The organism is Paenibacillus sp. FSL H3-0286 (genome assembly GCF_045040705.1).
Lineage (GTDB): Bacteria > Bacillota > Bacilli > Paenibacillales > Paenibacillaceae > Paenibacillus_AQ > Paenibacillus_AQ odorifer.
Genome location: NZ_CP150285.1, coordinates 4,344,774 through 4,370,467, shown reverse-complemented (window position 1 = coordinate 4,370,467; position 25,694 = coordinate 4,344,774). Strand labels below are relative to the sequence as shown.

Annotated in this window: 31 protein-coding genes; all 31 read left to right on the top strand. The window is 43.6% G+C overall.

From position 1 onward, the window contains the following. The first annotated feature begins 25 nt into the window (after positions 1–25). On the top strand, positions 26–523 hold the full coding sequence (locus MHB37_RS19615) for a flagellar hook capping FlgD N-terminal domain-containing protein (protein ID WP_405168390.1): 498 nt from the start codon (positions 26–28) through the stop codon (positions 521–523). Further along, positions 520–903 (top strand): TIGR02530 family flagellar biosynthesis protein, encoded by a 384-nt coding sequence (locus tag MHB37_RS19610; protein ID WP_405168389.1) that lies wholly within the window; start codon positions 520–522, stop codon positions 901–903. The genes MHB37_RS19615 and MHB37_RS19610 overlap by 4 nt, the downstream gene beginning before the upstream one ends. A gap of 104 nt (positions 904–1,007) precedes the next feature. Next, positions 1,008–1,826, top strand: a complete 819-nt coding sequence (gene flgG, locus MHB37_RS19605; protein WP_076127808.1) for a flagellar basal body rod protein FlgG — start codon at positions 1,008–1,010, stop codon at positions 1,824–1,826. 89 nt (positions 1,827–1,915) lie between these two features. Beyond that, positions 1,916–2,140 (top strand): flagellar FlbD family protein, encoded by a 225-nt coding sequence (locus tag MHB37_RS19600; RefSeq protein ID WP_036688535.1) that lies wholly within the window; start codon positions 1,916–1,918, stop codon positions 2,138–2,140. Continuing rightward, a complete protein-coding gene (locus tag MHB37_RS19595; RefSeq protein ID WP_076100380.1) occupies positions 2,137–2,604 on the top strand; it encodes a flagellar basal body-associated FliL family protein in 468 nt (155 codons plus the stop codon). Before MHB37_RS19600 ends, MHB37_RS19595 begins: the two co-directional genes overlap by 4 nt. Before the next feature lie 39 nt (positions 2,605–2,643). Continuing rightward, on the top strand, positions 2,644–3,642 hold the full coding sequence (fliM, locus tag MHB37_RS19590) for a flagellar motor switch protein FliM (protein ID WP_405168388.1): 999 nt from the start codon (positions 2,644–2,646) through the stop codon (positions 3,640–3,642). Next, entirely contained in the window at positions 3,632–4,936 is a 1,305-nt protein-coding gene (fliY, locus tag MHB37_RS19585) for a flagellar motor switch phosphatase FliY (protein WP_076182668.1), read from the top strand. The genes fliM and fliY overlap by 11 nt, the downstream gene beginning before the upstream one ends. A gap of 26 nt (positions 4,937–4,962) precedes the next feature. Beyond that, positions 4,963–5,328, top strand: a complete 366-nt coding sequence (locus MHB37_RS19580; RefSeq protein ID WP_076127811.1) for a response regulator — start codon at positions 4,963–4,965, stop codon at positions 5,326–5,328. A 9-nt stretch (positions 5,329–5,337) separates the two neighbouring features. Next, positions 5,338–5,862: a flagellar biosynthetic protein FliO gene (locus tag MHB37_RS19575; protein WP_036688521.1), complete on the top strand. Its 525-nt coding sequence runs from the start codon at positions 5,338–5,340 to the stop codon at positions 5,860–5,862. Continuing rightward, positions 5,859–6,620, top strand: coding sequence for a flagellar type III secretion system pore protein FliP (gene fliP / locus MHB37_RS19570; protein WP_076220247.1), 762 nt, complete (start codon positions 5,859–5,861; stop codon positions 6,618–6,620). The genes MHB37_RS19575 and fliP overlap by 4 nt, the downstream gene beginning before the upstream one ends. Before the next feature lie 21 nt (positions 6,621–6,641). Then, on the top strand, positions 6,642–6,911 hold the full coding sequence (fliQ, locus tag MHB37_RS19565) for a flagellar biosynthesis protein FliQ (RefSeq protein ID WP_076220246.1): 270 nt from the start codon (positions 6,642–6,644) through the stop codon (positions 6,909–6,911). Between the two features lie 9 nt (positions 6,912–6,920). Next, positions 6,921–7,706, top strand: coding sequence for a flagellar biosynthetic protein FliR (gene fliR, locus MHB37_RS19560; protein ID WP_076220245.1), 786 nt, complete (start codon positions 6,921–6,923; stop codon positions 7,704–7,706). Positions 7,707–7,728: 22 nt separating this feature from the next. After that, a complete protein-coding gene (flhB, locus tag MHB37_RS19555; protein WP_076281607.1) occupies positions 7,729–8,823 on the top strand; it encodes a flagellar biosynthesis protein FlhB in 1,095 nt (364 codons plus the stop codon). Between the two features lie 17 nt (positions 8,824–8,840). Next, on the top strand, positions 8,841–10,874 hold the full coding sequence (flhA, locus tag MHB37_RS19550) for a flagellar biosynthesis protein FlhA (protein ID WP_036688509.1): 2,034 nt from the start codon (positions 8,841–8,843) through the stop codon (positions 10,872–10,874). Then, positions 10,871–12,256, top strand: a complete 1,386-nt coding sequence (gene flhF / locus MHB37_RS19545) for a flagellar biosynthesis protein FlhF (protein WP_405168387.1) — start codon at positions 10,871–10,873, stop codon at positions 12,254–12,256. The genes flhA and flhF overlap by 4 nt, the downstream gene beginning before the upstream one ends. After that, positions 12,253–13,134: a MinD/ParA family protein gene (locus MHB37_RS19540; RefSeq protein WP_076276206.1), complete on the top strand. Its 882-nt coding sequence runs from the start codon at positions 12,253–12,255 to the stop codon at positions 13,132–13,134. Before flhF ends, MHB37_RS19540 begins: the two co-directional genes overlap by 4 nt. A 33-nt stretch (positions 13,135–13,167) precedes the next feature. Then, positions 13,168–14,499, top strand: coding sequence for a chemotaxis response regulator protein-glutamate methylesterase (locus MHB37_RS19535; RefSeq protein WP_405168386.1), 1,332 nt, complete (start codon positions 13,168–13,170; stop codon positions 14,497–14,499). 34 nt (positions 14,500–14,533) lie between these two features. Further along, on the top strand, positions 14,534–16,606 hold the full coding sequence (locus MHB37_RS19530; RefSeq protein ID WP_076304473.1) for a chemotaxis protein CheA: 2,073 nt from the start codon (positions 14,534–14,536) through the stop codon (positions 16,604–16,606). Positions 16,607–16,633: 27 nt separating this feature from the next. Then, on the top strand, positions 16,634–17,095 hold the full coding sequence (locus MHB37_RS19525) for a chemotaxis protein CheW (RefSeq protein WP_036688501.1): 462 nt from the start codon (positions 16,634–16,636) through the stop codon (positions 17,093–17,095). Between the two features lie 36 nt (positions 17,096–17,131). Next, positions 17,132–17,725 (top strand): chemotaxis protein CheC, encoded by a 594-nt coding sequence (locus MHB37_RS19520; RefSeq protein WP_370511156.1) that lies wholly within the window; start codon positions 17,132–17,134, stop codon positions 17,723–17,725. After that, the gene (locus tag MHB37_RS19515) at positions 17,718–18,215 is read left to right on the top strand and encodes a chemotaxis protein CheD (RefSeq protein ID WP_036688499.1); all 498 of its coding nucleotides are present in this window, start codon (positions 17,718–17,720) and stop codon (positions 18,213–18,215) included. The genes MHB37_RS19520 and MHB37_RS19515 overlap by 8 nt, the downstream gene beginning before the upstream one ends. Positions 18,216–18,217: 2 nt before the next feature. Then, entirely contained in the window at positions 18,218–18,628 is a 411-nt protein-coding gene (locus MHB37_RS19510) for a hypothetical protein (RefSeq protein WP_370510671.1), read from the top strand. Between the two features lie 90 nt (positions 18,629–18,718). Next, the gene (locus MHB37_RS19505) at positions 18,719–19,507 is read left to right on the top strand and encodes a FliA/WhiG family RNA polymerase sigma factor (protein ID WP_076127824.1); all 789 of its coding nucleotides are present in this window, start codon (positions 18,719–18,721) and stop codon (positions 19,505–19,507) included. A 29-nt stretch (positions 19,508–19,536) separates the two neighbouring features. After that, positions 19,537–20,940 carry a DUF342 domain-containing protein gene (locus MHB37_RS19500; protein ID WP_036688497.1) on the top strand — a complete coding sequence of 468 codons (1,404 nt, stop codon included), beginning with the start codon at positions 19,537–19,539 and terminating at the stop codon, positions 20,938–20,940. A 51-nt stretch (positions 20,941–20,991) separates the two neighbouring features. Further along, the gene (locus tag MHB37_RS19495) at positions 20,992–21,306 is read left to right on the top strand and encodes a hypothetical protein (protein WP_076127826.1); all 315 of its coding nucleotides are present in this window, start codon (positions 20,992–20,994) and stop codon (positions 21,304–21,306) included. 49 nt (positions 21,307–21,355) lie between these two features. Then, positions 21,356–21,934 carry a hypothetical protein gene (locus MHB37_RS19490; protein ID WP_076279614.1) on the top strand — a complete coding sequence of 193 codons (579 nt, stop codon included), beginning with the start codon at positions 21,356–21,358 and terminating at the stop codon, positions 21,932–21,934. Continuing rightward, on the top strand, positions 21,931–22,587 hold the full coding sequence (locus MHB37_RS19485; protein ID WP_405168385.1) for an endolytic transglycosylase MltG: 657 nt from the start codon (positions 21,931–21,933) through the stop codon (positions 22,585–22,587). The genes MHB37_RS19490 and MHB37_RS19485 overlap by 4 nt, the downstream gene beginning before the upstream one ends. A 161-nt stretch (positions 22,588–22,748) precedes the next feature. Beyond that, positions 22,749–23,450: a 30S ribosomal protein S2 gene (gene rpsB / locus MHB37_RS19480; RefSeq protein ID WP_036688493.1), complete on the top strand. Its 702-nt coding sequence runs from the start codon at positions 22,749–22,751 to the stop codon at positions 23,448–23,450. Between the two features lie 132 nt (positions 23,451–23,582). Continuing rightward, positions 23,583–24,233, top strand: coding sequence for a translation elongation factor Ts (tsf, locus tag MHB37_RS19475; RefSeq protein WP_036688492.1), 651 nt, complete (start codon positions 23,583–23,585; stop codon positions 24,231–24,233). Between the two features lie 102 nt (positions 24,234–24,335). Beyond that, the gene (gene pyrH / locus MHB37_RS19470; protein WP_036688491.1) at positions 24,336–25,064 is read left to right on the top strand and encodes a UMP kinase; all 729 of its coding nucleotides are present in this window, start codon (positions 24,336–24,338) and stop codon (positions 25,062–25,064) included. Beyond that, a complete protein-coding gene (gene frr / locus MHB37_RS19465) occupies positions 25,064–25,618 on the top strand; it encodes a ribosome recycling factor (RefSeq protein WP_076127832.1) in 555 nt (184 codons plus the stop codon). Before pyrH ends, frr begins: the two co-directional genes overlap by 1 nt. Positions 25,619–25,694: the final 76 nt, after the last annotated feature.

Genomic DNA, 25,694 nt, shown 5'->3' with positions numbered 1-25,694 from the left:
ACAAAGGAAAGAGAGGTGAGTGGTTATGGCGACAACAGTTCCGGTCTCTACTAAAGATCAGTGGAATTATACAACTCCCGACTCTAGTGCACGGACAACGGGTAATTCTACTTTAGGTAAGGATCAGTTTTTGAAGATTTTGATTACTCAGCTGCAAAATCAAGATCCGATGCAACCGATGGAAGATAAAGAATTTATTGCGCAAATGGCCCAGTTTACATCCGTGGAGCAATTGATGAATATCTCTACTCAGCTTAATGCTATGAATCAGTCCCTTGGATCTGTATCCGGGTTGATTGGTAAAGATATTACTTGGACAGACTCCGCCACAAAGCTGCCTAAGACAGGTAATGTTGAATCTATCGTTGTTAGCAATGGTATTCAATATGCGGTTGTGGGAAAAGACAGAATTGCTTTAACCGATATTACACAAATTCAGAATGCCGCAGCAACAGCAGAAAGCGGTTCTGGTACAGATAGTAATACTCCGGAGAATAGCGGAGGAAGCGGGGCGAGCATATGAGTGACAGGCTTACTATAGGCCAACTGTATCCTACGTCCCTGCATTCTACAACGTTACAACGATCTTCGCTGCCTAAGCAGTCTGTGGCGGGGGAAGCTTCTTTTGAGAGTTTACTGCAACAGAAACTATTAAAATTCAGCAATCATGCTGCTAAGCGCCTAGAACAAAGAGGGATAGAGCTTGGAAGCGGTCAGCTGGATCAAATTTCATCTGCTGTGGACAAAGCTGCTGCTAAGGGAAGTAAAGAATCCTTGATATTAATGAAGGATTTGGCGTTTATCGTTAGCGTTCCTAATCGCACAGTAGTTACTGCTATGGATGGTAACTCGATCAAAGATAATGTATTTACACAAATCGATAGTGCAATAGTGATTTCATAATAGGCTGGTCCTAACGGAAAGCCGAGGCGGCCGCTGACCGACTGACGCGGTCCCAATTCACTTGGAAAGTTATTAGGACTCTATAATCTGGGAGGACATTAAACATGTTAAGATCAATGTATTCAGGGGTTTCAGGAATGAGAGGCTTTCAAACTAAGCTTGATGTAATCGGTAATAATATTGCTAATGTAAACACTATCGGATTTAAATCCGGACGTGTTATGTTCAAGGATATTATGAGCCAAACCGTTTCTGGTGTTACTGCACCGGGTGAGGATGGTCAAGGTGGGGTAAATGCGAAACAAGTTGGACTAGGTGTTAGTATTGCTTCTATAGATACCCTACATTTGGCTGGCAGTGCTCAAACCACCAACAACCCAACAGATTTACGTATCGATGGAGATGGTTTTTTCCTGGTTAAGCTTACTGAGGATCAAGAAACTGCGTTTTTGACCCGCGCCGGAGATTTCCACATTGACGCTGCACGTAATCTTGTTACTGCTGACGGACTTCATGTTTTAGATTCCGACGGCGGGCTCATTCAATTAGGTGACGATGTAACGGCGTTTTCTATCTCTAATGATGGAACAATTGTACAGACCATGGCGGATGGAACGACTGAAGCTGGGGTAAAGATTGGTGTAGCCAAGGTTACTAACCCATCTGGTCTGGAGAAAATCGGAGGCAATCTGTATCGTATGACACTTAATGCGAATGCAGAAGGCGAACTAGTTCCGACTACAGCGAACAATACAGAAGATGGCACCGGGGCAATCATCTCTGGACAGCTGGAAATGTCCAATGTGGATCTTACCAATGAATTTACAGAAATGATCGTATCACAGCGTGGATTCCAGGCGAATTCCCGTATCATCACAACTTCTGATGAAGTGCTGCAGGAAGTAGTAAACCTGAAGCGTTAATTTAATCAATAAATTCTATATTTTCTTAAATGGTTCATGCGGAGTCGTGGGGGAGTTACTCCTCCCCCTATTTTGTTAGGAGGCCTGTTATGATATCGGTAACAAGATTAAATGGAACACCGATGTGGATCAATGCCCTACTGGTCGAAATGGTAGAAGAAAGCCCGGATACATATATTACGCTCGTAACCGGAAAAAGACTGATCGTTCTCGAAAAAGCCGATGAGGTTATTACGAAGATCCGGGATTATAACAGGGACATAGGCACATATGCTGCCACCATTAAAATCCAGTCAATGGAGGAGCTAACATGAAAAAGATGATGCCGTGGCTCATCACGATATTACTAGCGATTACTCTGATAGTGGTCGCCGCATTTTTACTAATGGACAGGATCTTTCCGAAAGATACGAACGAGGTAAGTGCTGCTGTTCAAAATGTGGAAACAAAACATTTAACTGCAGATGAAATCGTCGAATTGACGGCAGAGATCATTGATATCAAAACAAATCTTGCTGATCCCGATTTTATCCTTCAAGTAGATTTCGCCTTCCAACTGAGTTCTGCGAAATCAAAGGAAGAATTCGAAAAAATAAAAGAGATCAAAATCAAACCAATAATTATCAAGACGCTTGCAGATACCAAACCTGAGGACCTTAATGGAGCGAATGGAAAAGATCAGCTTAGCAGTAAGCTTATTAATCTGATCAATAAGACATTGACTGAGGGCCAAATTACTCAGATCGAAATCACCAAATTCCTTTTGGCTTCTGTGTAGCTTTATTCCTGATAATTCTTTGATGGGGGGGTGATTGAATTGGTTGATGTACTATCACAAAACGAAATTGATGCTCTACTTGCTGCACTTTCTTCAGGTGAGATGGACGCCGATGAACTTAAAAAGGAAGAAACTCAGAAGAAAATCCGCTCTTATGACTTTAAACGGGCTGTCCGCTTTTCCAAAGATCATATCCGCAGTCTTACACGGATACATGACAATTTCGCCCGTTATCTTACAACGTATTTTTCAGCCCAATTGCGCACCTTCGTTCAGATTAATGTCGTTCAAGTAGAGCAGCTCCCTTATGATGAATTTATTCGCTCCATACCGAAAATGACGATATTGAACATTTTTGAAGCAGAACCTTTAGAGGGCCGCATGGTAATGGAAGTTCATCCTAACATTGCTTTTGCTATGCTGGACAGGTTGCTTGGAGGCTTTGGAACTGCACCTTCTAAGATTAATGCTCTTACTGAGATCGAAACAACAATTATGGAGCGCATCTTTAGTAGATGTTTTGAGAGTCTGCAGGAGGCTTGGAAAACGGTGCTGGATATTCATCCGCGGATGGAAGCTCTTGAGACGAACCCGCAGTTCATGCAGATTGTATCGCCCAATGAGACCATTGCATTAATCTCTCTAAGTACCAAAATTGGAGACACAACAGGCATGATCAATCTTTGTATACCGCATGTCGTTCTAGAGCCTATCATGTCCAGACTTTCTGTTCACCAATGGTTTGTGACAGAGAAGAAGACGCGGGATGAAGATGAGCTTCTGGCCATTAGAGCTAGAGTTCATAAAGCGAAGCTGCCGATTGTTGCTGAACTTGGAGAATCGAGCTTATCCATATCTGAATTCCTAGGGCTTAGCGTCGGTGACGTGATTTCTCTCAATAAAAACGTAGATTCTGGACTGTCGATTAAGGTAGGGGAGAAGCTTAAGTTCATCGGAAGTCCCGGAATGGTTAAAGATCGGGTAGCCGTGCAAATAGACGAAATTGTCAATGAAGGAGTTGAAGAATTTGACGAGTAAAGATTATTTATCCCAAGAAGAAATCGACGCCCTTCTGAGACAATCTGCGGAGGGCTCATTAGCTCCTACGGAGAAAACGGTAGATGACTATCTAACACCGTTTGAACAGGATGCTTTGGGCGAAATTGGTAATATAACGTTTGGCAGTGCAGCAACAGCACTTTCCACTTTACTAGGGAAAAAAGTAGATATTACAACCCCTCAAGTTTCGATCATTACACGCGGGGAGTTTGAAATTGCTTTTCCTAAACCGCATGTAGCTGTTCACGTTCAATATGTGGATGGGTTTCAAGGGATTAACTCACTTGTTATTAAGATTAGGGATGCGCAGGTTATTGCCGATCTGATGCTTGGCGGTGCTGGCGAACCTAAGGATGAAGAGTTGAATGAAATTCATATTAGCGCTGTGCAAGAAGCTATGAATCAAATGATGGGTTCTTCTGCTACATCAATGTCTACGATTTTTAATCGTTTTGTTAATATCTCGCCTCCGGGTATCGACATTTTGAATATGTCCAGCGGAGAAGGAGTAGGCAGTCTGCCAGACGATGAGACCCTAATTCGTATTTCGTTCCGGCTTAAAATTGGTGATTTGATAGATTCTACTATTATGCAGCTCTTGCCTGTTCAGTTCGCAAAAGATATGGTATCCATGCTTCTTGGTGATGTTAGTCCTGCAGAGGAGGAGGCAGCGGTCACAATGGCTGAAACACCTGCCGTGACTAATTCTGCTGAGACACCACCTCCAGCACCTCCGGTGCAACAGGCGCCCTCACAGCCCGCAGGAGGAACGCAACCACCATATCCACCGCAGGGTATGCCACCGTATCCAGGGATGCCAGAAGGCGGGTATTATTATCCTCCAGCGGGTATGCCAGCATACGGAATGCCTGGGATGCCACCATACGGTATGCCACCGCAAGGGATGCCATATGGACAGACACCACCGCTTAATTCTGAGGCAAATCGCAATGTAAATGTACAGCCTGTGCAATTTGCAAATCTGAATGGTGGGGCCTTTGGTCATATTGATGAAAATAATTTAAATTTATTGATGGACATACCGCTTAGAGTAACCGTAGAATTAGGAAGGACCCAGAAGCAGATCAAAGATATTTTAGAAATGTCACAAGGCTCAATTATTGAGCTGGACAAGCTCGCAGGTGAGCCTGTAGATATTTTGGTTAACAACAAGCTTATTGCCAAAGGTGAAGTCGTTGTTATCGACGAAAACTTTGGCGTACGCGTTACGGATATCGTCAGCCAGTGGGACCGAATTCAGAAATTACAATAAGCATACTTAGGGAGGATTTTGTAAAAATGGCTAACCGAATTCTAATCGTGGACGATGCAGCATTTATGAGAATGATGATCCGTGACATTTTGTCGAAAAACGGATTTGAAGTAGTGGGCGAAGCTCAGGACGGTTCTCAAGCGATAGAAAAATTCAAGGAACTGCGTCCGGACCTCATCACGATGGATATTACTATGCCTGAGATGGACGGAATCGCCGCCCTGAAAGAAATCAAAAAAGTAGATCCGGCTGCAAAGGTTATTATGTGTTCAGCCATGGGCCAGCAGGCTATGGTTATCGATGCAATCCAAGCAGGAGCTAAAGACTTTATCGTGAAGCCTTTCCAAGCTGACCGGGTTATCGAAGCTATTAACAAAACGTTGGGCGCGTAGGATAAAGTCATGTTATATTCCGAAACGCTCGGAAGCAGTAACACCCTGCTGAATTTGTTTAAAGTTATTATTGTCCTGGCGATAATCATTGTACTTATAGTGGTACTAATTCGTTTTCTTGGACGACGTAATCAGACCTTTATGAGCAACCGTTCCATAAGAACGCTTGGTGCAATAGGGCTTGGACCTAATAAGTCGATGCAGGTTATCGAACTGGGAAGCAGTCTTTACTTAATCGGGATTGGTGAGAATATATCCATTTTGGATAAAGTCACCGATCCGGATGAGGTAGCATTGATCATTGCGGCATTTGAGGATCAGTCCTCTAACCAGAATAATTTCCTCGCACCGCTTATTGCCAAGGTAAAGGTAAAGCTGCGTGGGGAGGTTCCATCTCAGGAAATTGAACTTAGTGAAACATCATCTTTTTACGAGACTTTGCAATCCAAGCTTCGTTCTGCACCAGAGCGTAAAGAGAAAATGGAAGAGCTGCTTCGGGATGATGTTACTAAGGATGAGTCGAGGAATATATGAAAAAGAAGCTAATTCTTGCTATTCTGCTGTTCGGTATTATCAGTGTGGTTATGATGACGCCGATACATGCTGATCCTATACCTAATGTTAATATTCAGGTCGGTAATGAAGGTTCAAGCAGTGGTACCAGTTCCATATCAATTCTTCTTCTTGTTACGGTTCTGAGTATTGCTCCGGCGTTTCTGGTTCTTATGACTAGCTTTACTAGAATTGTAATCGTATTAGGTTTTGTGAGAACCTCGCTGGGTACTCAGAATATGCCTCCGAACCAGGTGCTGGTAGGACTTGCTCTGTTTCTGACCCTGTTCATTATGTCACCAACGCTGGCCACAGTGAATGAAAACGCGTTGCAGCCGTATATGAAGGGGACAATTACCCAGACCGAGGCTTTCGATAAAGCTGCTGATCCGATGAAAGAATTTATGTTCAAACAGACGAACACCAAAGATCTTCTGTTATTTATGAAATACACCGGTTATACCGGATCTACTAAGCCAGCTACATACAGTGATATTCCACTGACGGTGATGGTGCCAGCTTTCGCAATTGGTGAATTGAAAAAAGCTTTTACAATGGGCTTCTTAATTTTCATACCATTCCTGATTATTGATATTGTTGTGGCGAGCACACTGATGGCCATGGGGATGATGATGCTTCCCCCGGTTATGATTTCATTACCTTTTAAAATAATGCTCTTTGTACTGGTAGACGGCTGGTACTTAGTCATTAAATCACTACTTCTTAGTTTTAACACCTGACCTAAAGAGGAGGCATGAGGGATGAGTACGGAGTTTATAATCGGGCTAGCAAGCCAAGCCGTATATTTAGTGCTGGAAGTCAGCGCACCCATGCTGATTCTTGGTCTGGTGGTAGGACTAATAATCAGTATTTTTCAGGCTACGACACAGATTCAGGAACAGACGCTAGCGTTTGTTCCCAAAATCGTCGCAGTGCTACTGGCTTTATTGCTATTTGGTCCGTGGATCGTCACGAAGCTGATTGACTTTACAAGCCAAATTTTAGGTAATCTCTACATGTATATTGGTTAAACAATGAACATGGAGACCATACTGCAAAGTTTACCCGTCTTTTTGCTTATTTTTTGTCGAATAACCGCTTTTTTTGTTGTCGTTCCTGTATTTTCTTCACAAGGGGTCCCGACAACCTTTAAGATTGGCATTTCTTTTTTTGTAGCATTGGTTGTCTTTAGTGCTAACGGAACAGGACTTACAATCCCGCAGGATTTCAGTTATATTTTGCTGATTGCCAGAGAGGTATTAATAGGTTTATTGCTAGGTTTCATTGGATATTTGATGTTTATGGCGATTCAGACAGCAGGTTCGTTTATAGATATTCAGATTGGCTTCGGTATTGCTAATGTCATTGATCCTATGACTGGAACGTCTGCACCTGTTATCGGTAATTTCAAATATATGATTGCCCTGCTAATGTTTCTGAGCATGAATGGTCATCACCATCTGCTAGATGCTATTGTGTACAGTTATAAATGGGTTCCTATGAATAATGATTTATTTCTAGGCATGATTGACGGTAGTTTATCAGAGTTTCTGGTTCGAACATTTGTGCAGTCCTTTGTACTCGCTTTTCAAATGTCGGCTCCTTTAGTAACTGCGCTGTTTCTGACTGATGTTGGCCTTGCTTTCTTGGCGAGAACGGCTCCACAATATAATGTATTTGTTATTGGGGTTCCGCTCAAAATCATTATAGGTCTTGCACTGCTTTTAGTGCTCATGCCTGGTCTGGCTGTGCTGTTTCAGAATCTCTTCGATATCATGTTCGAATCCATGGAGAATTTATTGAGTCTCATGGGGAAGAGTCCGTAGGTGACCGTAAGGGGAGCGTATTATGCCTAAGACGAAGCGGTATAGACTGGATCTTCAACAATTCGCCGGTGAAAAGACGGAAAAAGCAACCCCGAAGAAACGGCAAGATGCTCGTAAGAAGGGTCAAGTAGCCAAAAGTGCTGAGCTATCCGGTGCAGTTGTATTGTTATCCGCAATAGTTAGCTTGATGATGTTTGGTGGTTTTATGAAAGAGCGTTTCATGAAGCTATATATGGACGTATTTCAGAATCAAATGACACTGGAGGTTACTCCTGAGAATATAACGCTGCTATTTAATCAATATGGACTACAAATACTGATTTTGCTAGCTCCATTACTTGGAATAGTTTTTGTTATGGCGCTGGTAAGCAATTTGGCGCAGGTGGGATTTATGACCACAGGAGAGGGGATCACCCCTAAATTCAGCAAGATTAATCCGATAAAAGGGTTCAAAAATATTTTCTCCATGCGTTCGTTTGTCGAGTTCCTGAAATCCATATTTAAGCTTCTAATTATCGCTTATCTGGTATATAGCACTTTATGGGGAGAAAAGAAGAACTTTGCATCCCTGTCGCATATCAGTGCGGAGGGGATTTTTAAATTTGCGGCCAAGCTGACGATGAGTCTTGGTTTGAAAATCGGGGCTGCCCTATTGGTTATGGCTTTTCTGGACTACATGTATCAGAAATACGAGCATGAAAAAAGCCTAAAAATGTCCAAGCAGGATATCAAGGATGAATACAAAAAAATGGAGGGTGACCCTCTAATCAAAGGTAAGATCAGGGAACGCCAACGTAGAATGGCCATGCAGCGTATGATGCAGGAAGTTCCAAATGCGGATGTAATCATTACGAATCCTACGCACTTTGCTGTTGCGCTTAAATATGACGGTACCAAGATGGAAGCACCGCAGATTATAGCAAAAGGGCAGGATTATGTAGCACTTCGCATCCGGGAGCTGGCTAAAGAGCACGGCGTCGTGACTATGGAAAACAAACCGCTGGCACGGGCATTATTCCAAAGGGCAGAGATTGGAGATGTCGTTCCAAATGATCTGTTCCAGGCTGTGGCTGAAGTGCTGGCATATGTATATAAGCTTAAAGGTAAGAGGAGATAAGGCGGGGGGTTAGGACATTGAAAGCTAAAGATTTAACAGTTTTGCTAGGCATCATCGGGATCGTGCTTATGATGATTCTGCCTATCCCGTCCTGGCTATTGGACGTTTTGCTTGTTATTAACATCTCAATCGCATTAATTATCATTCTGGTTGCTATGAATACGAAAAATGCACTCGAATTTTCAATTTTCCCTTCATTGCTCCTAGTAACCACACTGTTTCGTCTGTCACTTAACATCTCGACTACAAAACTGATCCTGACTTACGGAGATGCCGGTTCAGTGGTATCTACTTTCGGTAGCTGGATCGCTGGCGGACAAATTGCTGTTGGGTTTATCGTGTTTCTGATCCTGGTAGTAGTTCAGTTTATTGTTATCACCAAAGGTTCAGAGCGCGTAGCTGAGGTAGGCGCTAGATTTACCTTGGATGCGATGCCCGGTAAGCAAATGAGTATTGATGCCGATCTTAACGCAGGCATGATTAACGAAACCCAGGCACGTGAGCGTCGTCGTAACGTAGAACGCGAAGCGGATTTTTTCGGAGCCATGGACGGTGCGAGTAAATTCGTTAAAGGAGACGCGATTGCGAGTATTATCATCTTGCTGATCAACCTCATCGGTGGATTTATCATCGGTATGATGGTTCACGGGATGGACTTTGCTACTGCGTTATCCACTTATTCTGTATTAACCATCGGGGACGGTCTCGTCAGTCAAATTCCAGCTTTGCTGATTTCGACAGCAGCCGGCTTGATTGTTACTAGAGCTTCTTCGGAAGGTAATCTTGCAGAAGAGCTGACAGGACAGTTGTTGTCCTATCCGAAATTGTTGTATATTGTCGCAGTTACGGTAGCTTTTCTTGGACTCTTTACACCCATACATATGATTACAACGCTCCCATTGGCCGGATTGCTGGCTTTTGCAGCCTACCGTATGGGACAAAATTTAAATAAGAAACAGATTGCCGAAGAGCAACTTGTTGAAGAGAAGCAGATTGAAGAGGTACGAAGTCCGGAAAGTGTCATTAATTTGCTGTCAGTTGATCCCATTGAATTCGAGTTTGGTTATGGTCTTATTCCTTTGGCGGATACAGGTCAGGGAGGCGATCTGTTAGATCGTATCATCATGATTCGACGGCAATGTGCCCTAGAAATGGGTCTTGTAGTACCTGTTATTCGCATTCGCGACAATATTCAACTAAAACCGAATGAATATGTCATAAAAATTAAAGGAAATACAGTCGGCGGTGGTGAATTATTACTTAATCATTACCTTGCAATGAGTCCAGGATATGATGATGAATCTATAAACGGTATTGAGACCATCGAACCATCCTTTGGGCTTCCAGCATTATGGATTGATGAATCGGTTAAAGAGCGGGCTGAATTGTCCGGCTATACTGTAGTAGACCCTCCATCTGTTGTCGCAACACATCTGACGGAGTTAATCAAACGTCATGGACATGAGCTGATAGGAAGACAAGAAACTAAGATGCTGGTGGACAACCTTAGGGATAATTATCCAGTGCTCGTCGACGATCTTATTCCTTCCGTATTGGCGATTGGGGATGTGCAGAAGGTTCTTGCTAAGCTGCTTCGTGAAAAGATATCGATCAGAGATTTGGTTACGATTTTTGAGACATTGGCGGATTATGGGACATACACCAAGGATCCGGATATTCTCACTGAATATGTTCGTCAGTCCTTGTCCAGACAGATTACTCAGCAATTCTCACAAGTAGGAGAGACACTGAAAGTCATCACAGTTGGACCTAATCTTGAAAAGAAAATTTCCGAGAGTGTGCAGCAATCTGAACAGGGAAGTTATTTGGCCCTTGATCCAACTTCGACACAAACGATCTATCAGCGGTTAAGTGAACAGATCAATCGATTGCTGCAGACAGGGCAACAGCCAATAGTGCTCACATCACCAACCATTCGTATGTATTTGCGGCAGGTGATTGAACGAACGATGCAGGACATTCCTGTACTGTCTTATAGCGAGCTAGAGCCTAACATTGAAATACAAAGCGTCGGAGTGGTGAATTTATGAGAGTGAAGCGTTACGTGGTCGATTCGATGCCTGACGCCATGCTTTCCATTCGCAACGAGCTTGGGAGCGAGGCCGTCATTTTAAGTACAAAGGAAATCAAAATCGGCGGATTTTTAGGGTTATTTAAGAAGAAAAAAATAGAAGTTGTAGCTGCAGTAGAAAAGGCAGAGAAGAATAATGTTCCAAAAAAGCCGGCTGCGCCAGCGATGAACATTCCACGGAGTGCAGTACCACAGGCTTATCAAAAAGCGTCATCTGCTTCAACTACATCTTCTATACCTTCCGTACCTTCTGTTTCATTAGAAAAGCCAGAAGAGTCACGGACGTTTGCTGAGATTGCCGCAGCCTTATCGGAAGCTATCAATGTACAAGAATCGATAGCCAAGCATCCGGAGCCAGTACCTGAGCAAAAACTTCCTGAATTAAATCTGGAAGATGCACCTTCTGTATCAGCGTTGTATGAATCATTAGGATTAGAACAATCGCCAGAGGTTGCCACTGCTCTCGAAAATGATGTTCTACGTGAGATTAGAGATATGAAGCTCTGGATGGAGCGAATTGCCAGACAATCCTCAGGTGGAAGAGAACTGCCAGACAGTCTGCAGGAGCTACGGGATTTTTTATTAGAGCAAGAAATGGATGCTGTGCTTGTTGAGGAATGGATCAGTAACATCTCGGAACGTTGGGTAGATGAAGGGCGTACTTGGGGACCAGAGAAATTTATGGGATCTCTTAAAGAACAGATTGATGGTTTCCTGACGGGACGAATTGCTGATGGAATTGCCCGGGATACTCAAATTGTATATATTGCCGGACCCACTGGAGTTGGAAAGACCACAACCATAGCTAAGCTTGCGGCAGAACAGCTATTTAAGCACGGACGCAAGGTAGGATTTATCACCTCCGATACGTATAGAATCTCAGCTGTTGAACAGTTGCGAACCTATGCTGCTATCCTCAATGTCCCACTGGAGGTTGTCCAATCGCCAGGAGATTTGCAAAGAGCACTCTTTCGCTTGGAGAGTTGTGATCTAGTATTAATGGATACAGCTGGCCGAAATTATCGCAATGATATGCTAGTAGCAGAACTGCAAAGCTTGCTTGCGAAGGAATTGAGAAGTGAAACCTATCTTGTGCTTAGCCTAACCTCCAAAAGCCGAGATATGAAACTTATTGCAGAGCATTTCGGCAGATATAGACTGGACAAGGTTATTTTCACAAAGCTGGATGAGACGGGGAGTTACGGCCCGCTCTTTAATGTCCTGAATGACTTCCCACTTACCTTGTCTTATATGACCGATGGTCAAAATGTACCTGATGATCTGCTTATGGCTACCAAAGGACAGCTTAGTGAGTTGCTTCTTGGAACAGGTGAAACATGATGGATCAGGCACAATCCTTAAGACAGCTTGTATCCAGTCAGGATTCTAAAGTAGCTGTAAGAGGGGGATCATCCGCCAGGATCATTACGGTGTGTAGTGGTAAAGGGGGCGTTGGTAAGTCGAATTTTACACTTAACTTCGCTCTAACTTTAAAAGCTATGGGCAAACGGGTTTTGCTGTTCGATGCAGATATCGGCATGGCTAATATAGATGTGTTGATGGGCGTATCGGCGAGATATAATCTTTATCATTTGTTAAAAAGAGAAGCGGATATCGAGCAGATTATTCAATACGGTCCGAATTCGCTCCCTTTTATAGCAGGTGGCTCTGGAATGGATGAGCTATTTACTCTTTCAGAGTCTGATCTTGATTATTTCACAAATCAGATAGCACTTATCGCGGACAGCATGGATTATATTTTGTTCGATACAGGTGCTGGATTATCTAAGGAAACGATGAAGTTTATAACTTCTGCCGACGATTGCTTAGTCGTTACTACACCAGAACCAACAGCTATCACAGATGCATACGCATTAATGAAGGTTGTGAATCGTTCCTATCCTGAGACTTCCTTTAAATTGATTGTGAACCAGGCAGGTGATGAAAGGGAAGCCATAGCGACAAGCGACAAGATCCGAATGGCCGCCAGTCGTTTTTTGCAATTAGATATTTCTTATCTTGGTCATATAAGCTCAGATGCCCATGTAGTGCAGGCTGTCAAAAGGCAAACGCCATTCACATTGGCTTTTCCAAACAGTATTGCTGCAAAGGATATACATCGGCTTGCCCTAAGTTATTTGACCATTGATTCTAAAAAGACCACAAAAGTCCAAGGGATTAAAGGCTTTATCCATAAATGGTTAAAGCGAAGTAAATAGTTGTTCTGAATTTGGGACAGAGGTGGAAATGATATGAAGCCATATAAAGTATTGGTTGTTGATGATTCGGCATTTATGCGCAAGATCATTTCCGATTTAATTGAAAATGACGCTGACTTTCAGGTGACGGCAACAGCAAAAAACGGTCGTGAGGCTATCGAAAAAATCAATGAGCTTCGTCCAGATCTGGTTACTATGGATGTAGAAATGCCAGAAATGAACGGCCTGGAAGCGCTGAAAATAATAATGGCCTCAGACCCTCTGCCAGTGATTATGCTGTCAGGGATCAATGAAGAGGGCATGAAGGAAACCATTCTTGCACTGGAATGGGGCGCTTTTGACTTTATTCGTAAACCTTCGATTACCAACTCTCAGGATATCATGGGAGTAGGAGAATCCTTAAGGGAACAAATGAAAGAGGCTATGATGGCCCGGGAGCAGCGCGAAGCACGTGCTTCTGCATTTAAGTTGCCAGACATACCGCCAGTAGAAGTCGCACCGCCAACTGTACCGAGAGTGATGCCCGGCAAACCCAAGGTAGAACCTAAAGCTTCACTCAAAAATGAAGTGACCAAAAAACCGCGGGTGAAGCAGCCGTTAGATCATACTGTTCCTAAAAGAGCAGCAAAACCATTAATCTCTACTCCACCACCTTTATCAGAAAAGAGTAATGCAAGGTCAAGAGTAGAGAATAACGCTACCCCACCAAAACCGTTGCTTAAACCTAAAGTGGAAGTGTCTTCTGACGCTCCTGCAAATCCTCAGGTCCGGAAGTATGGGAGTAATGATCTGCAAAAGTTGGTTGCCGTGGGGTGCTCTACAGGTGGACCACGTGCTCTAAAGGTATTTCTGGAGAAGATTCCTGCGGATTTTCCAGCGCCTATTGTTATTGTGCAGCATATGCCGCCTAACTTTACCAAATCACTAGCCCAGCGACTGAATACCTTCAGCCCGCTAGAAGTGATTGAAGCTGAGCAGGGGATGATATTGCAAAAAGGAACTGCTTATATAGCACCTGGAGGCTATCATTTACAAGTTGTCCCATCCTCTAGAGGGCAATATGCGGTTGTACTCACAAAGGAGGAGGCACGTAATGGCCATCGACCTTCTGTGGATGTTTTATTTGAATCATTGCTGCCGCTCACATCGTTAGAACGTCATTTGTTACTAATGACAGGGATGGGTAGTGATGGGGCAAGAATGATGAAATCCTTATACGACTCTGGGGTAACCTCAACCTTTGCTGAAAGCGAAGAAACTTGTGTCGTATATGGAATGCCGCGATCTGCGGTGGAATTACAGTGCGTCCAGCACGTACTGCCTTTGCAAGAAATTGCTCCAAGGCTGGTGCAAGCTGTTAAATAACAGAAAAGCGAACTCAAAGGGGAGGTGCTCACTGATGGACATGAACCAATATTTATCCATGTTTATTGATGAGTCGAACGATCATCTGCAGTCATTGAACGAGAGCATGATGGGGCTGGAAGCGAATCCTGAGGACATTAGTATTGTACAGGTAATATTCCGCTCTGCGCATACCTTAAAAGGTATGGCAGCAACTATGGGCTTTGAAGATTTGGCTTCACTCACACACCAAATGGAAAATGTTCTTGATTTGGTACGCAACAACAAACTGCGCATGCAGGATTTCATTTTTGATACGTTGTTCAAAAGTTTGGATGCCTTGGAGTCTATGGTTGAGGATATTACGGGAGGAGGCGAGGGTAAAGCGGATGTTTCGTCTATCGTCTCCTCCTTACAGGCTATAGTCCGGGGAGAGATTCCTGTTGCGGGTGGTGAGGCAGCTTCTGTCTCAGGACCTGCTGCACAAGCGGTTGAAACCCCGATTCATTTAGATGAGTTTCAATTTTCTGTTCTAGAACAGTCGATTCAAGAAGGACATCAAGTATTATATGTGGACGTAACCATTCGCAAGGATTGTCAGCTTAAGGCAGTACGTGCATATATGGTGTTTGATCTTTTGGAGCGTTCAGGTGAAGTGGTTAAATCCTTCCCATCCGTTCAGGATATTGAACAAGAGAAATTTGATCAAAGCTTCTCTCTCTATTACATAACTCAAAAAAGTGCTGATCAAATTCAGGCTATGATACTAAATCTGTCTGAGATTGATAAGGTATCGGCAGTAGCATTGGATCAAGACTCTCTGCAACAGCTGGGTCAAGAAACAGCAGCAGCCTCTGAAGTGGCTGCCACGACTACTGAGGCTCCAGCAGCAGCTACACCTGCCGCTTCTGCCGCTAAACCCCTGCCAACCAAAGAAGAAGGAAACAAACCGGCAGCTCACAAAACAGGTGGGGCACCATCACGTACCATTCGTGTAGATATTGAACGTTTGGACGTGTTGATGAATTTATTCAGTGAACTTCTTATCGACCGTGTCCGATTGGAACAGCTGGCTTCTGAGGTTCAAAATGGTGATCTTACAGAAACGGTTGAGCATATGGGCCGGGTAAGCGGAGATCTCCAGAATATTGTAATGAAGCTGCGGATGGTTCCAGTAGATACAGTATTTAACCGATTCCCACGTATGATTCGTGATCTAGCCAAGTCACTAGACAAAAAAGTAGATCTTATCATCACGGGAGCAGAAACTGAGCTGGACCGAACGGTCATTGACGAAATCGGGGATCCGCTGGTGCATTTATTGCGTAATGCAGTTGACCATGGTATCGAATCCATTGCGGATCGTGTTGCTGCTGGTAAACCTGAGACCGGAACGGTCTATTTGCGGGCTTTCCACAGTGGTAATCACGTCTTCATTGAGATCGAAGAAGATGGAACAGGGATTTATCCAGAGAAGGTTCTGAAATCTGCTGTGAAGAAGGGTGTTATAACACAAGAGCAGGCAGCCAGTATGTCGGACGATGAAGCTTTTCAGTTGTTATTTGCCCCAGGCTTCAGTACAGCAGAGGTCATTTCTGATGTTTCAGGCCGCGGGGTAGGGCTGGATGTAGTGAAATCTAAGATTTCTTCTTTAGGCGGCAATGTAACGATTTATTCTGCTCCAGGTAAAGGAACAAATTTCTCAGTGCAGCTGCCTTTAACTCTATCAATCATTGCTGCAATGCTTATCCGATTAGGTTCCGAGAAGTATGCCATTCCTTTGACCTCTATAGTGGAAACCGGAATCGTGAAGCAATCTCAGATCCGTACAATCCATGGCAATAAAATGGTAGAATTCCGTGATTCGCATATTCCTCTGGTTTCGCTAAGTCGTCTCTTTTCAGTACCAGATTATGATGAGAGTACCGAAGAAGAAACAGAAATCGTAGTGGTGCGCAAGGGAGAAAGATTAGTTGCCTTAGCAGTACAGGATTTTATTGGCCAGAACGAGGTTGTGATTAAGAATCTGGGTAAATATTTGCCTGATGTACAAGGAATATCTGGCGCAACCATTCTTGGTGATGGTCAAGTAGCACTTATTATTGATCCGAACGCTTTTATTAAATAACTAGGATAGAACAGGGAGGTTCATTCCATGGCTGAAGATATTAAAGTGATAGTGTTTAAATTAGGCGTAGAGGAATATGGAATTGAAGTTGAAAAGGTACAAACTATTGAGCGCATGATGCCCATTACTCGTGTACCTAAGACCTATTCATTTATCAAAGGTGTAATTAATTTACGTGGGGTTGTTATTCCTGTAATTGATCTACGGGGCCGTTTCGGCATCGAAGAGGCTGAACACACCGATCAGACAAGAATCATCATCGTGTCTGTTAATGAAATGGAAGTAGGCTTCATTGTAGACTCTGCAAATGATGTTATAGATTTGAACAGAGATTCTATTGATACACCTCCTGATGTTGTTGGCGGCATCAAGGCAAAGTATTTGGATGGGGTGGCCAAGATTGGAGACGAGCGCTTACTGATTATGCTTAACTTGTCAGAAGTGCTTAACAAAAGCGAAATCGTTCAATTAGAAAGCCTAGAGGGCTAACCTGTGGAACTATTTAAGCACTATAAGGATTTCAAAATGGATGTGCTTAAGGAAGTTGGGAACATTGGAGCTGGAAATGCAGCCACCGCATTATCACAGCTCTTGAATAAGCCGATAGATATGGCTGTTCCTAAGGTACAGCTCCTTAACTTTGAAGAAATAACAGATAAAGTTGGCGGAGCCGAAGAACTTGTATATGCGGTGTTTCTACGTGTGGAGGGTGAAGCTCCAGGTAACCTGTTTTTCATTCTGTCACCAGAAGCGGCTATGAACTTGCTTAGTCGTATTGCGGGCATTGAGCTATCGAGTGATGAAGAGCTTGGAGAAATGGAGCTCTCTGCACTAAGCGAAATTGGCAATATTTTGGCAGGATCGTATCTTTCTTCTCTAGCAGATTTCACCGCACTTTCTATGTATCCAACGGTGCCGGCCCTTGCTATGGACATGGCTGGCGCTATCCTTAGCTACGGTCTGCTGCAATTCGGGCAGATGGGGGACGATGCATTGTTGATCGACACTACCTTCTTCGAAGGGAAAAACGAAATTGAAGGGCAATTTTTCCTTATTCCCGATCCGGAATCATTCCCGAAAATCTTCAAATCGCTAGGAGTTCCTTTTGAAAATGATTGAAGAACAAAGCATTATTAAAGTAGGGATGGCGGATCTTAACGTGGGTAGCCAAGACAGTTTAATTCGTACCACAGGTCTTGGCTCCTGCGTGGGATTAACATTGTTTGACCCTGGAAAAAAGCTCGCAGGGATGGCGCATGTAATGCTCCCATCATCTGAGATTGCTAGGGAAGGGCAGTTAAACATCGCTAAGTTTGCAGATACTGCAGTGCCGGAGCTCTTATCCCGTCTGCTAGAGCTTGGGGCGGTTCGGAGCCGGATCGTAGCCAAGATGGCCGGAGGTTCACAAATGTTTGCCTTTGCCGGGGGGAGCGACACCATGAGGATCGGGCCTCGTAATGTTGAATCTTGTAAACTAGCACTTGAAAATTTAAAAATTCCGTTAATCGCAGAAGACACAGGCGGCAATTATGGCCGTACGATAGAAATAGCCTGCAACACTGGTATATTGTTTATTCGCAGTGTGCAAAAAGGCGCTAAGGAACTATAATTATGAATATGATTGGAAACATTTTGATAAACTTGGTGTCGGGTTTGGTAGGTTTCATATTTACCTTTTTTGTAACCTACAGTAACAATGTATTGGGTACTAGTTTATTAAGAAGCCTAATTGCATTTATCATCTGGTTTCTGCTTGCTTTCCTCGTAAGATGGGTATTGGGTTTTATTATGATTCAAACATCGCCTCCGGATGAAGTGGATACTGGTGGTGAAGAACTTGGGGCGAAGCTGGATATCAGCACGCCTAATGAGGATGAAGAATTAATCAATCTACTAAAACCGAAGCCAGGACAAGGAAACGAAAATAGCGAGGGATTTAAGCCTCTTACACCTCCTAAGCTAGTTTCGATGAAGGATCCTGAAGAATTGGCCAAGGCCGTTCGTCACCTGAAAGAAGAATAAGTGAGGGCTGAGGCGGAATCGGTGATCTTATTGGAAGGTACATTTCGCCGCGAATGCTCGCTGACTAAACTTTGGGAAGGGTGAAAGCTATTGAACGAGCGTAAAGCTTCTCAATTGGAAACTGACGAGCTATGGGAACAGTGGAAAGAACACAGAGACCCTGATGCCAAAAAGAAGCTGATAGAGAGTTATCTCCATATTGTTGATTATGTATCCAGTCGTTTGGCTGTGGGATTACCCAAAAATGTATCCAAAGATGATTTAGCCAGTAATGGGGTTATGGGACTAATTGATGCGATTGAGAAATTCGACTACAAACGAGGATTGCAATTTCAGACCTATGCGTCCTGGCGTGTGCGTGGTGCGATATTAGATTCATTACGCCAAAGTGATTGGGTACCTAGATCCGTTAGGGAAAAAGCTAAAAAAATTGAGGACGCTTATCAGCAGCTGGAGCAGAAGCACTTAAGGTCAGTTAGTGACGAGGAAATGAGCCAATACCTTAATATTAGTGAACTGGAATTTCAAAATATGTTGCAGGATGTGGCTGTGATGTCACTTTGTTCACTGGAAGACCCGATTCGTGAAGAGGAATCAGAGACCCGAATGTCCATACTGGTGGACGATAAAGCTAAGAATCCGGATAGCAAGGTAAATGAATTCTACTTGCGCGAAGCGCTCACCAAAGGTATTGAGAAATTAACGGTGAAAGAAAGGACCGTTGTGTCCCTTTTATATTATGAAGATTTATCTTTAAGTGAGATTGCTGAGGTCATGTCGTTATCTCCTTCAAGAATTTCGCAGTTGCATTCCAAAGCTATTTTGCGGCTGAGGGGAACGCTCGAGAAGAACCGTGATCTCCTTATGCAGAACGATTAACCGTTAGCGGTGACAAGGGGGAGCAAAATTTGATCGGTCAATATGCTTTGAATCAGTACTTGAGTATAACTTTTTCGGAGGACAAAGGAATCGCGTATTTGCAGTTCTCCAAAAAGGATGAGAATTTTTCCTGCTCATCTACAGAACTGGAAGCCTTCCTGCACAGTCACAATATTCGCTACGGTATCAAGAGTGATGTTGTCGAACGTATTAGTAGTCATCCTGAGGAGTTTTTTTGGAGTAAAGTTCCGATTGCTGCAGGTTATCCTGCTGTGCATGGCACGGATGGACGAGTTATGCTTACAGTTGATCTGGAAGAGGACCGCAAACCGCTTGAGAAAGCGGATGGTAAGGTCGACTACAAGGACTTGGTCCGGCTTCGTAATGTGCTTAAAGGAAAGTTAATAGCTAAAATTATCCCTGCCCAGCCTGGAAAGTTAGGGATGACTGTAACTGGTGATGAGCTTGCTTTCAAGGCTGGAAAGGAAGCTCATTTTAAAATCGGGAAAAATGTACTCATTGATAACGATGGCACTTCGATGTACGCAGCGATTGATGGACTGGTCACGTTAACTGATAACGGGAAAATCAATGTGTTTCCTGTATATGAAGTGAATGGTGATGTCGATTACGGCACTGGAAATATTGATTTTGTAGGTACAGTCGTCATACGTGGGAATGTCCTTTCAGGCTTCACTGTAAAGTCTGCCGGTGATATTCGGGTTGTAGGCGGCGTTGAAGGTGCAGAGTTAATCTCTGGGGGCTCCATTGAAATTACTGGTGGAATTATCGGATATAACAAAGGCCAAGTTACCGCTGGAAAAAGTGTGAAGGTTTCTTTCATTCAAGATGGAAACGTAACCGCTGGGGAAGATGTAATTGTTTCTCAGAGTATTATGCACTCCAATATACGTGCTGGTAGAGATGTTATCTGTAACGGCTCTAAAGGTTTGATTGTGGGTGGAATCGTTCAGTCTGGAGAAAGAGTTGTAGCAAGAACTATAGGTAACACCATGTCCACTGCGACTGTGATTGAGGTAGGCGTGGTTCCAGAGCTTAGAAATGAGATAAATGAACTTCGTCAAGAGCTGCGGCAGCTGCTGGAGAACGAGGATAAAACCTCTAAAGCTTTGTATCTATTAAATCAATTGGCTACTAACGGTCAGCTCCCTGCGGATAAAGTGGCGCTTCGCGTCAAATTAAATGCTACAAAACAATCCCATCAACGTGAAGAAAAAAGAATTAAAGAGCGGGTGCTAGAGATAGAAAGAATGTTAGAAGATACAGGTAGAGCGAGAGTTGAGGTTATCAAAACCATTTATGGCGGTTCAAAGATCATGATCGGCAGATATACCCGATTTGTTAAGGATGCTACGGAACGGGTTGTGTTTATTTACAGTGATGGGGATATATCTTTAACGCCGTACAATTAATCAGGCGGGCAGCATTTGCGGCCGGCCATTACTTGTGAGAGAAGGGTTAAGATGAGCCTTAAACCGGTGGAACTGCAAATTGCTTTGCCTCGCACCACGGAGGCGGGCAAGCTTCAGAATGAATCTCAGCAACGTCCTGCTATCGACCAACATCAATTGGCTGGGCAAAATGTAAAACAAAGTCAGGAATTGGCTATGCGGAGCACTGAAGTGGATGAGTCTTCTGAATCAGCTTTACGGGATGGCGGTGGAAAAGGCAATCAGCATTCAGGTGGCAATTCTTCGTCAGATAAACATTCGAACCCGCCTGCAACCCGTGATGCTGAGCATCCTTACAAAGGCCAACGCATTGATCTAAGTCTTTAATAAGAATCTACACGAATCTACATCTGATATGTAAAAGGAGATAAGGCACTTGCAACCATGGGTTTATATTGTGCTAGTAGGTGTCGCCGCTATTCTTTATGCCCTTTTACTTCCCGCACGTGTAAAGGAAGGAAAAGCTAATCAGCAAAGCCTCAAAGAAACAGAGGCTGCGCTTGAGCTATATATGGCAGACATAGAGCGCGAGAATGAGGAACTGGTACAATTAGTTAGTAGTATTAAACAACAATCGCAAACTAATCATAATGTACTGCAGGGACAGGTTAATGAATTACAGAGTCAAGTGGTAGAGTTGCAGAACAGCTCTTTAAAGCTAGAAGCACGAGTGGCCGAGGAAGAGAAGAGTTTGAAAGAACTTGCAGTGTCGGTTGAACAAGGTTCGAAGGTTAAAGTTGGTGTAAACGAAGATCCGTCTCTCCCAGCAGAGATGAGTTCAGTGTCGCCAGATGTGAAAGCGAAACCTATTAGTTCGATAAAATTACGTTACCCAAGATTGTTTGAACTGCATGAGCAGGGCAAATCGATAGACTCCATTGCCAAGACAGCTGGACTTCAGCGAGGGGAAGTGCAACTGATTCTGCAACTTGCCAAACAGGAGGAATCGGTATGATTAAGAACCGTTCATTCTTGTTCGGGCTAGGCACAGGACTAATTACTGGCGCTTTATTACTTCAACTAATGATCTCCGGTGGAGCGGCTCCACTTACCAAAGAACAAGTTCTACAGGGTGCGGAGAAATTGAATATGAAAGTCATCGATGAAGCTGCAGCACCTTCCTCGGGGGAAGCTGAGAATGATAATAAAGAGGAAGTCACAGAGACCGGGGGGGCGACAGCAGAAAGCAAGGAGAACGTCAGCCCCTCTGCGCCGGCTGCTGCAGCCTCCCCCACTCCGGCAGTGTCACCTACAACGCCTGAGAGCTCTGATAAAGCCATTGCGCCGAACAAGCCATCTACGCCTACTAACGGCAAGGTTGAGCAGCCAAAGGTCACTCCAAAGGCCAGTGCCGCTCCAACCGCTGTAGCTCCTGTAACGCCTAAAGTCACAGCAAATGCTAGTGTTTCTGTTCGAATTCCATCTGGCAGCACATTGACCGCAACAACAGATATTTTAGCGAAGGCTGGCGTCATTAAAGATAAGTCTACTTTTCTAGAGGCTGCAAACAAACGTAAGATTAATACCAAAATTCAATCCGGTTCTTATAGCTTTAATAAGGGAGAAAGTATTGACTCGATAATAGAGAAATTAATAACTTTAAAGTGATCGTTGCATACACTGAGATAATATGGTATAGTAATTGACGGTGTTAAAACACACGCCGGTTGATTTCGACAAGGGGTGCTTTCTTCTGAAGAAAGTCTTGCTGAAAGATGACGCATGGCGGAGGAGACACACAATAAACCAAACTTAGGAGGTGTGTGAAGATGGCAGTAATCTCCATGAAACAGCTTCTAGAAGCTGGGGTACACTTCGGTCACCAGACTCGTCGTTGGAACCCAAAGATGGATCGTTATATCTTCACTGAAAGAAACGGAATTTACATTATTGACTTGCAAAAAACAGTCAAAAAGGTAGAGGAAGCTTACAACTTTGTAAAAAGCGTCGCTGGTGACAACGGCACAATCCTATTCGTAGGAACAAAGAAACAAGCTCAAGATTCCGTAAAAGAAGAAGCAGAACGTTCCGGTATGTTCTTCATTAACCAACGTTGGTTGGGCGGAACTCTTACTAACTTCCAAACTATCCAAAAGCGTATTGATCGCTTGAAGAAATTGGAATCTTGGGAAGAAGACGGTACTTTTGAAGTACTACCTAAGAAAGAAGTTATCCTTCTTCGCAAAGAGAAAGATCGTCTTGAAAAATTCTTGGGCGGTATCAAGAACATGAAAGGTCTTCCAAGCGCGCTGTTCATCATTGACCCGCGTAAAGAGCGTATTGCAGTTGCAGAAGCTCGCAAATTGGGTATTCCAATCGTAGCTATCGTTGATACTAACTGTGATCCAGACGAAATCGACTACGTAATTCCAGGTAACGACGACGCTATCCGCGCTGTTAAATTGTTGACTGGTAAAATGGCAGACGCTGTTGTTGAAGCTCACCAAGGCGAAGACACAACTACTGCTTAAGTAGCGACTAACACATACAAGAACTTAAATGAAAAGGGTGGTTGGCAGGTGGATAACCTCTCACTGCCCTTTTTTTAGGATAAAGGCCTTGAATAATGTAAGAAAACGACAATTACCTGGAGGGAATAAACAATGGCAGTTGATGCAAAAGCAGTAAAAGAACTTCGTGAAAGAACAGGCGCTGGTATGCTTGATTGTAAAAAAGCGCTTGAAGAAGCTAATAACGATATCACTAAAGCAGCAGAATTGCTTCGTGAAAAAGGTCTGTCCGCAGCAGCGAACAAAGCAGGACGTATTGCTACTGAAGGCGTTGTAGAATCTTACATCCACGCTGGCGGCCGTATTGGTGTACTTGTAGAAATCAACTGCGAAACTGACTTTGTTGGTAAAACAGATTCCTTCAAGGAATTTGCTCGCGATATCGCTATGCAAATCGCTGCAGCAAACCCGCGTTATGTTCGTCGTGAAGAAGTTCCACAAGAAGATGTTGAGAAAGAAAAAGAAATCCTGAAAGCTCAAGCTTTGAACGAAGGTAAGCCTGAGAAAATCATTGAAAAAATGGTTGAAGGACGTATTGGTAAATATTACGAAGAATATTGCTTGCTTGAGCAAACTTTCGTTAAAGACCCTGACAAAACAATCTCCCAATTGTTGAATGAAAAAATCAGCACCATCGGAGAAAACATCTCGATCCGTCGTTTTGCTCGTTTTGAACTAGGCGAAGGTTTGGAAAAGAAAGTGGATAACTTTGTTGAAGAAGTTATGGCACAAGTTAATCAATAATAGTTTCATCATAAATGTGAAGAATTGAATAAAGGCAAGTATCAGAAGAGCGGAACACGTACACGTAGTGTTCCGTCTTTTGCAGAAAGTGAGGGTATACATTTGGAACAGCCGGTATTTAAGAGAGTAGTCCTTAAGGTAAGTGGAGAGTCTTTGGCAGGACAAAACGGATATGGTATTGATGCCGACATGATTATTTCCATCGCTGAACAGATCAAGGAAGTTGTAGAACTTGGCGTTCAGGTTGCGATTGTTTGTGGCGGGGGGAACATTTGGCGCGGGATCGCGGGCAGCGCAAGCGGCATAGATCGCGCTACTGCAGATTATATGGGCATGCTGGCAACAGTAATGAACTCACTTGCACTGCAGGATGCATTGGAGCAAATCGATGTGCCAACAAGAGTACAGACTTCAATCTCGATGCAGCAAATTGCTGAACCATACATTCGTCGTCGTGCGATTCGCCACTTGGAGAAGGGCCGTGTTGTTATTTTTGCAGCAGGCACAGGTAACCCATTCTTCTCAACAGATACTACTGCAGCACTTAGAGCGGCAGAGATCGAAGCAGAAGTTATTCTGATGGCGAAAAATAAGGTTGATGGAGTATATTCTGCTGATCCGTTCAAAGATAGTACCGCTGAGAAATTCGAACAGCTTACTTATATGGATGTTCTGAACAAAAACCTCGGTGTTATGGATTCAACAGCTTCATCTTTATGCATGGATAACAATATACCGCTCATTGTATTTGCCATTACAGAACAAGGCAATATCAAACGTGTCGTTCTCGGTGAGAAGATCGGAACGATTGTTAAAGGGAGTGTAGATTAATGCCACAATCGGTCAAAAAAAATGCTGAAGAGCGTATGGAAAAAGCGATTTCATCGCTGAAACGTGACTTGGCGACATTACGTGCAGGACGTGCAACAACATCGCTTCTCGATCGTATTCAAGTTGAATATTACGGGGCACCTACTCCAATTAATCAGCTGGCCAACATTAGTACTCCGGATTCCCGGACACTGTTGATTCAGCCGTGGGACAAAACATCGATGTCTGATATTGAACGGGCGATCATGAAATCCGATATCGGATTGACACCTGCCAATGACGGCACCATTATTCGTCTTTCTATCCCTCCGCTGACTGAAGAGCGTCGGACGGACTTGGTTAAGCTGACTAAAAAGTTTGGTGAAGAAGCGAAAGTTGCGATCCGCAACATTCGCCGTGATGCCAACGATGATATTAAAAAGATGGAGAAAAACGGTATCTCTGAAGATGAGTCCCGTGGCCATCAGGAAGACATTCAAAAAACAACGGATAAGTTCATAGCCGAAGTTGACAAAGTGCTTGTTTCCAAAGAAAAAGAGATTATGGAAGTTTAATGATATTCAAGAGACTTAAGGCCCCTCCGTTAATGGTGGGGTTTGTCTCTTTCTGATAAGAGCTTGGAGGAAACGG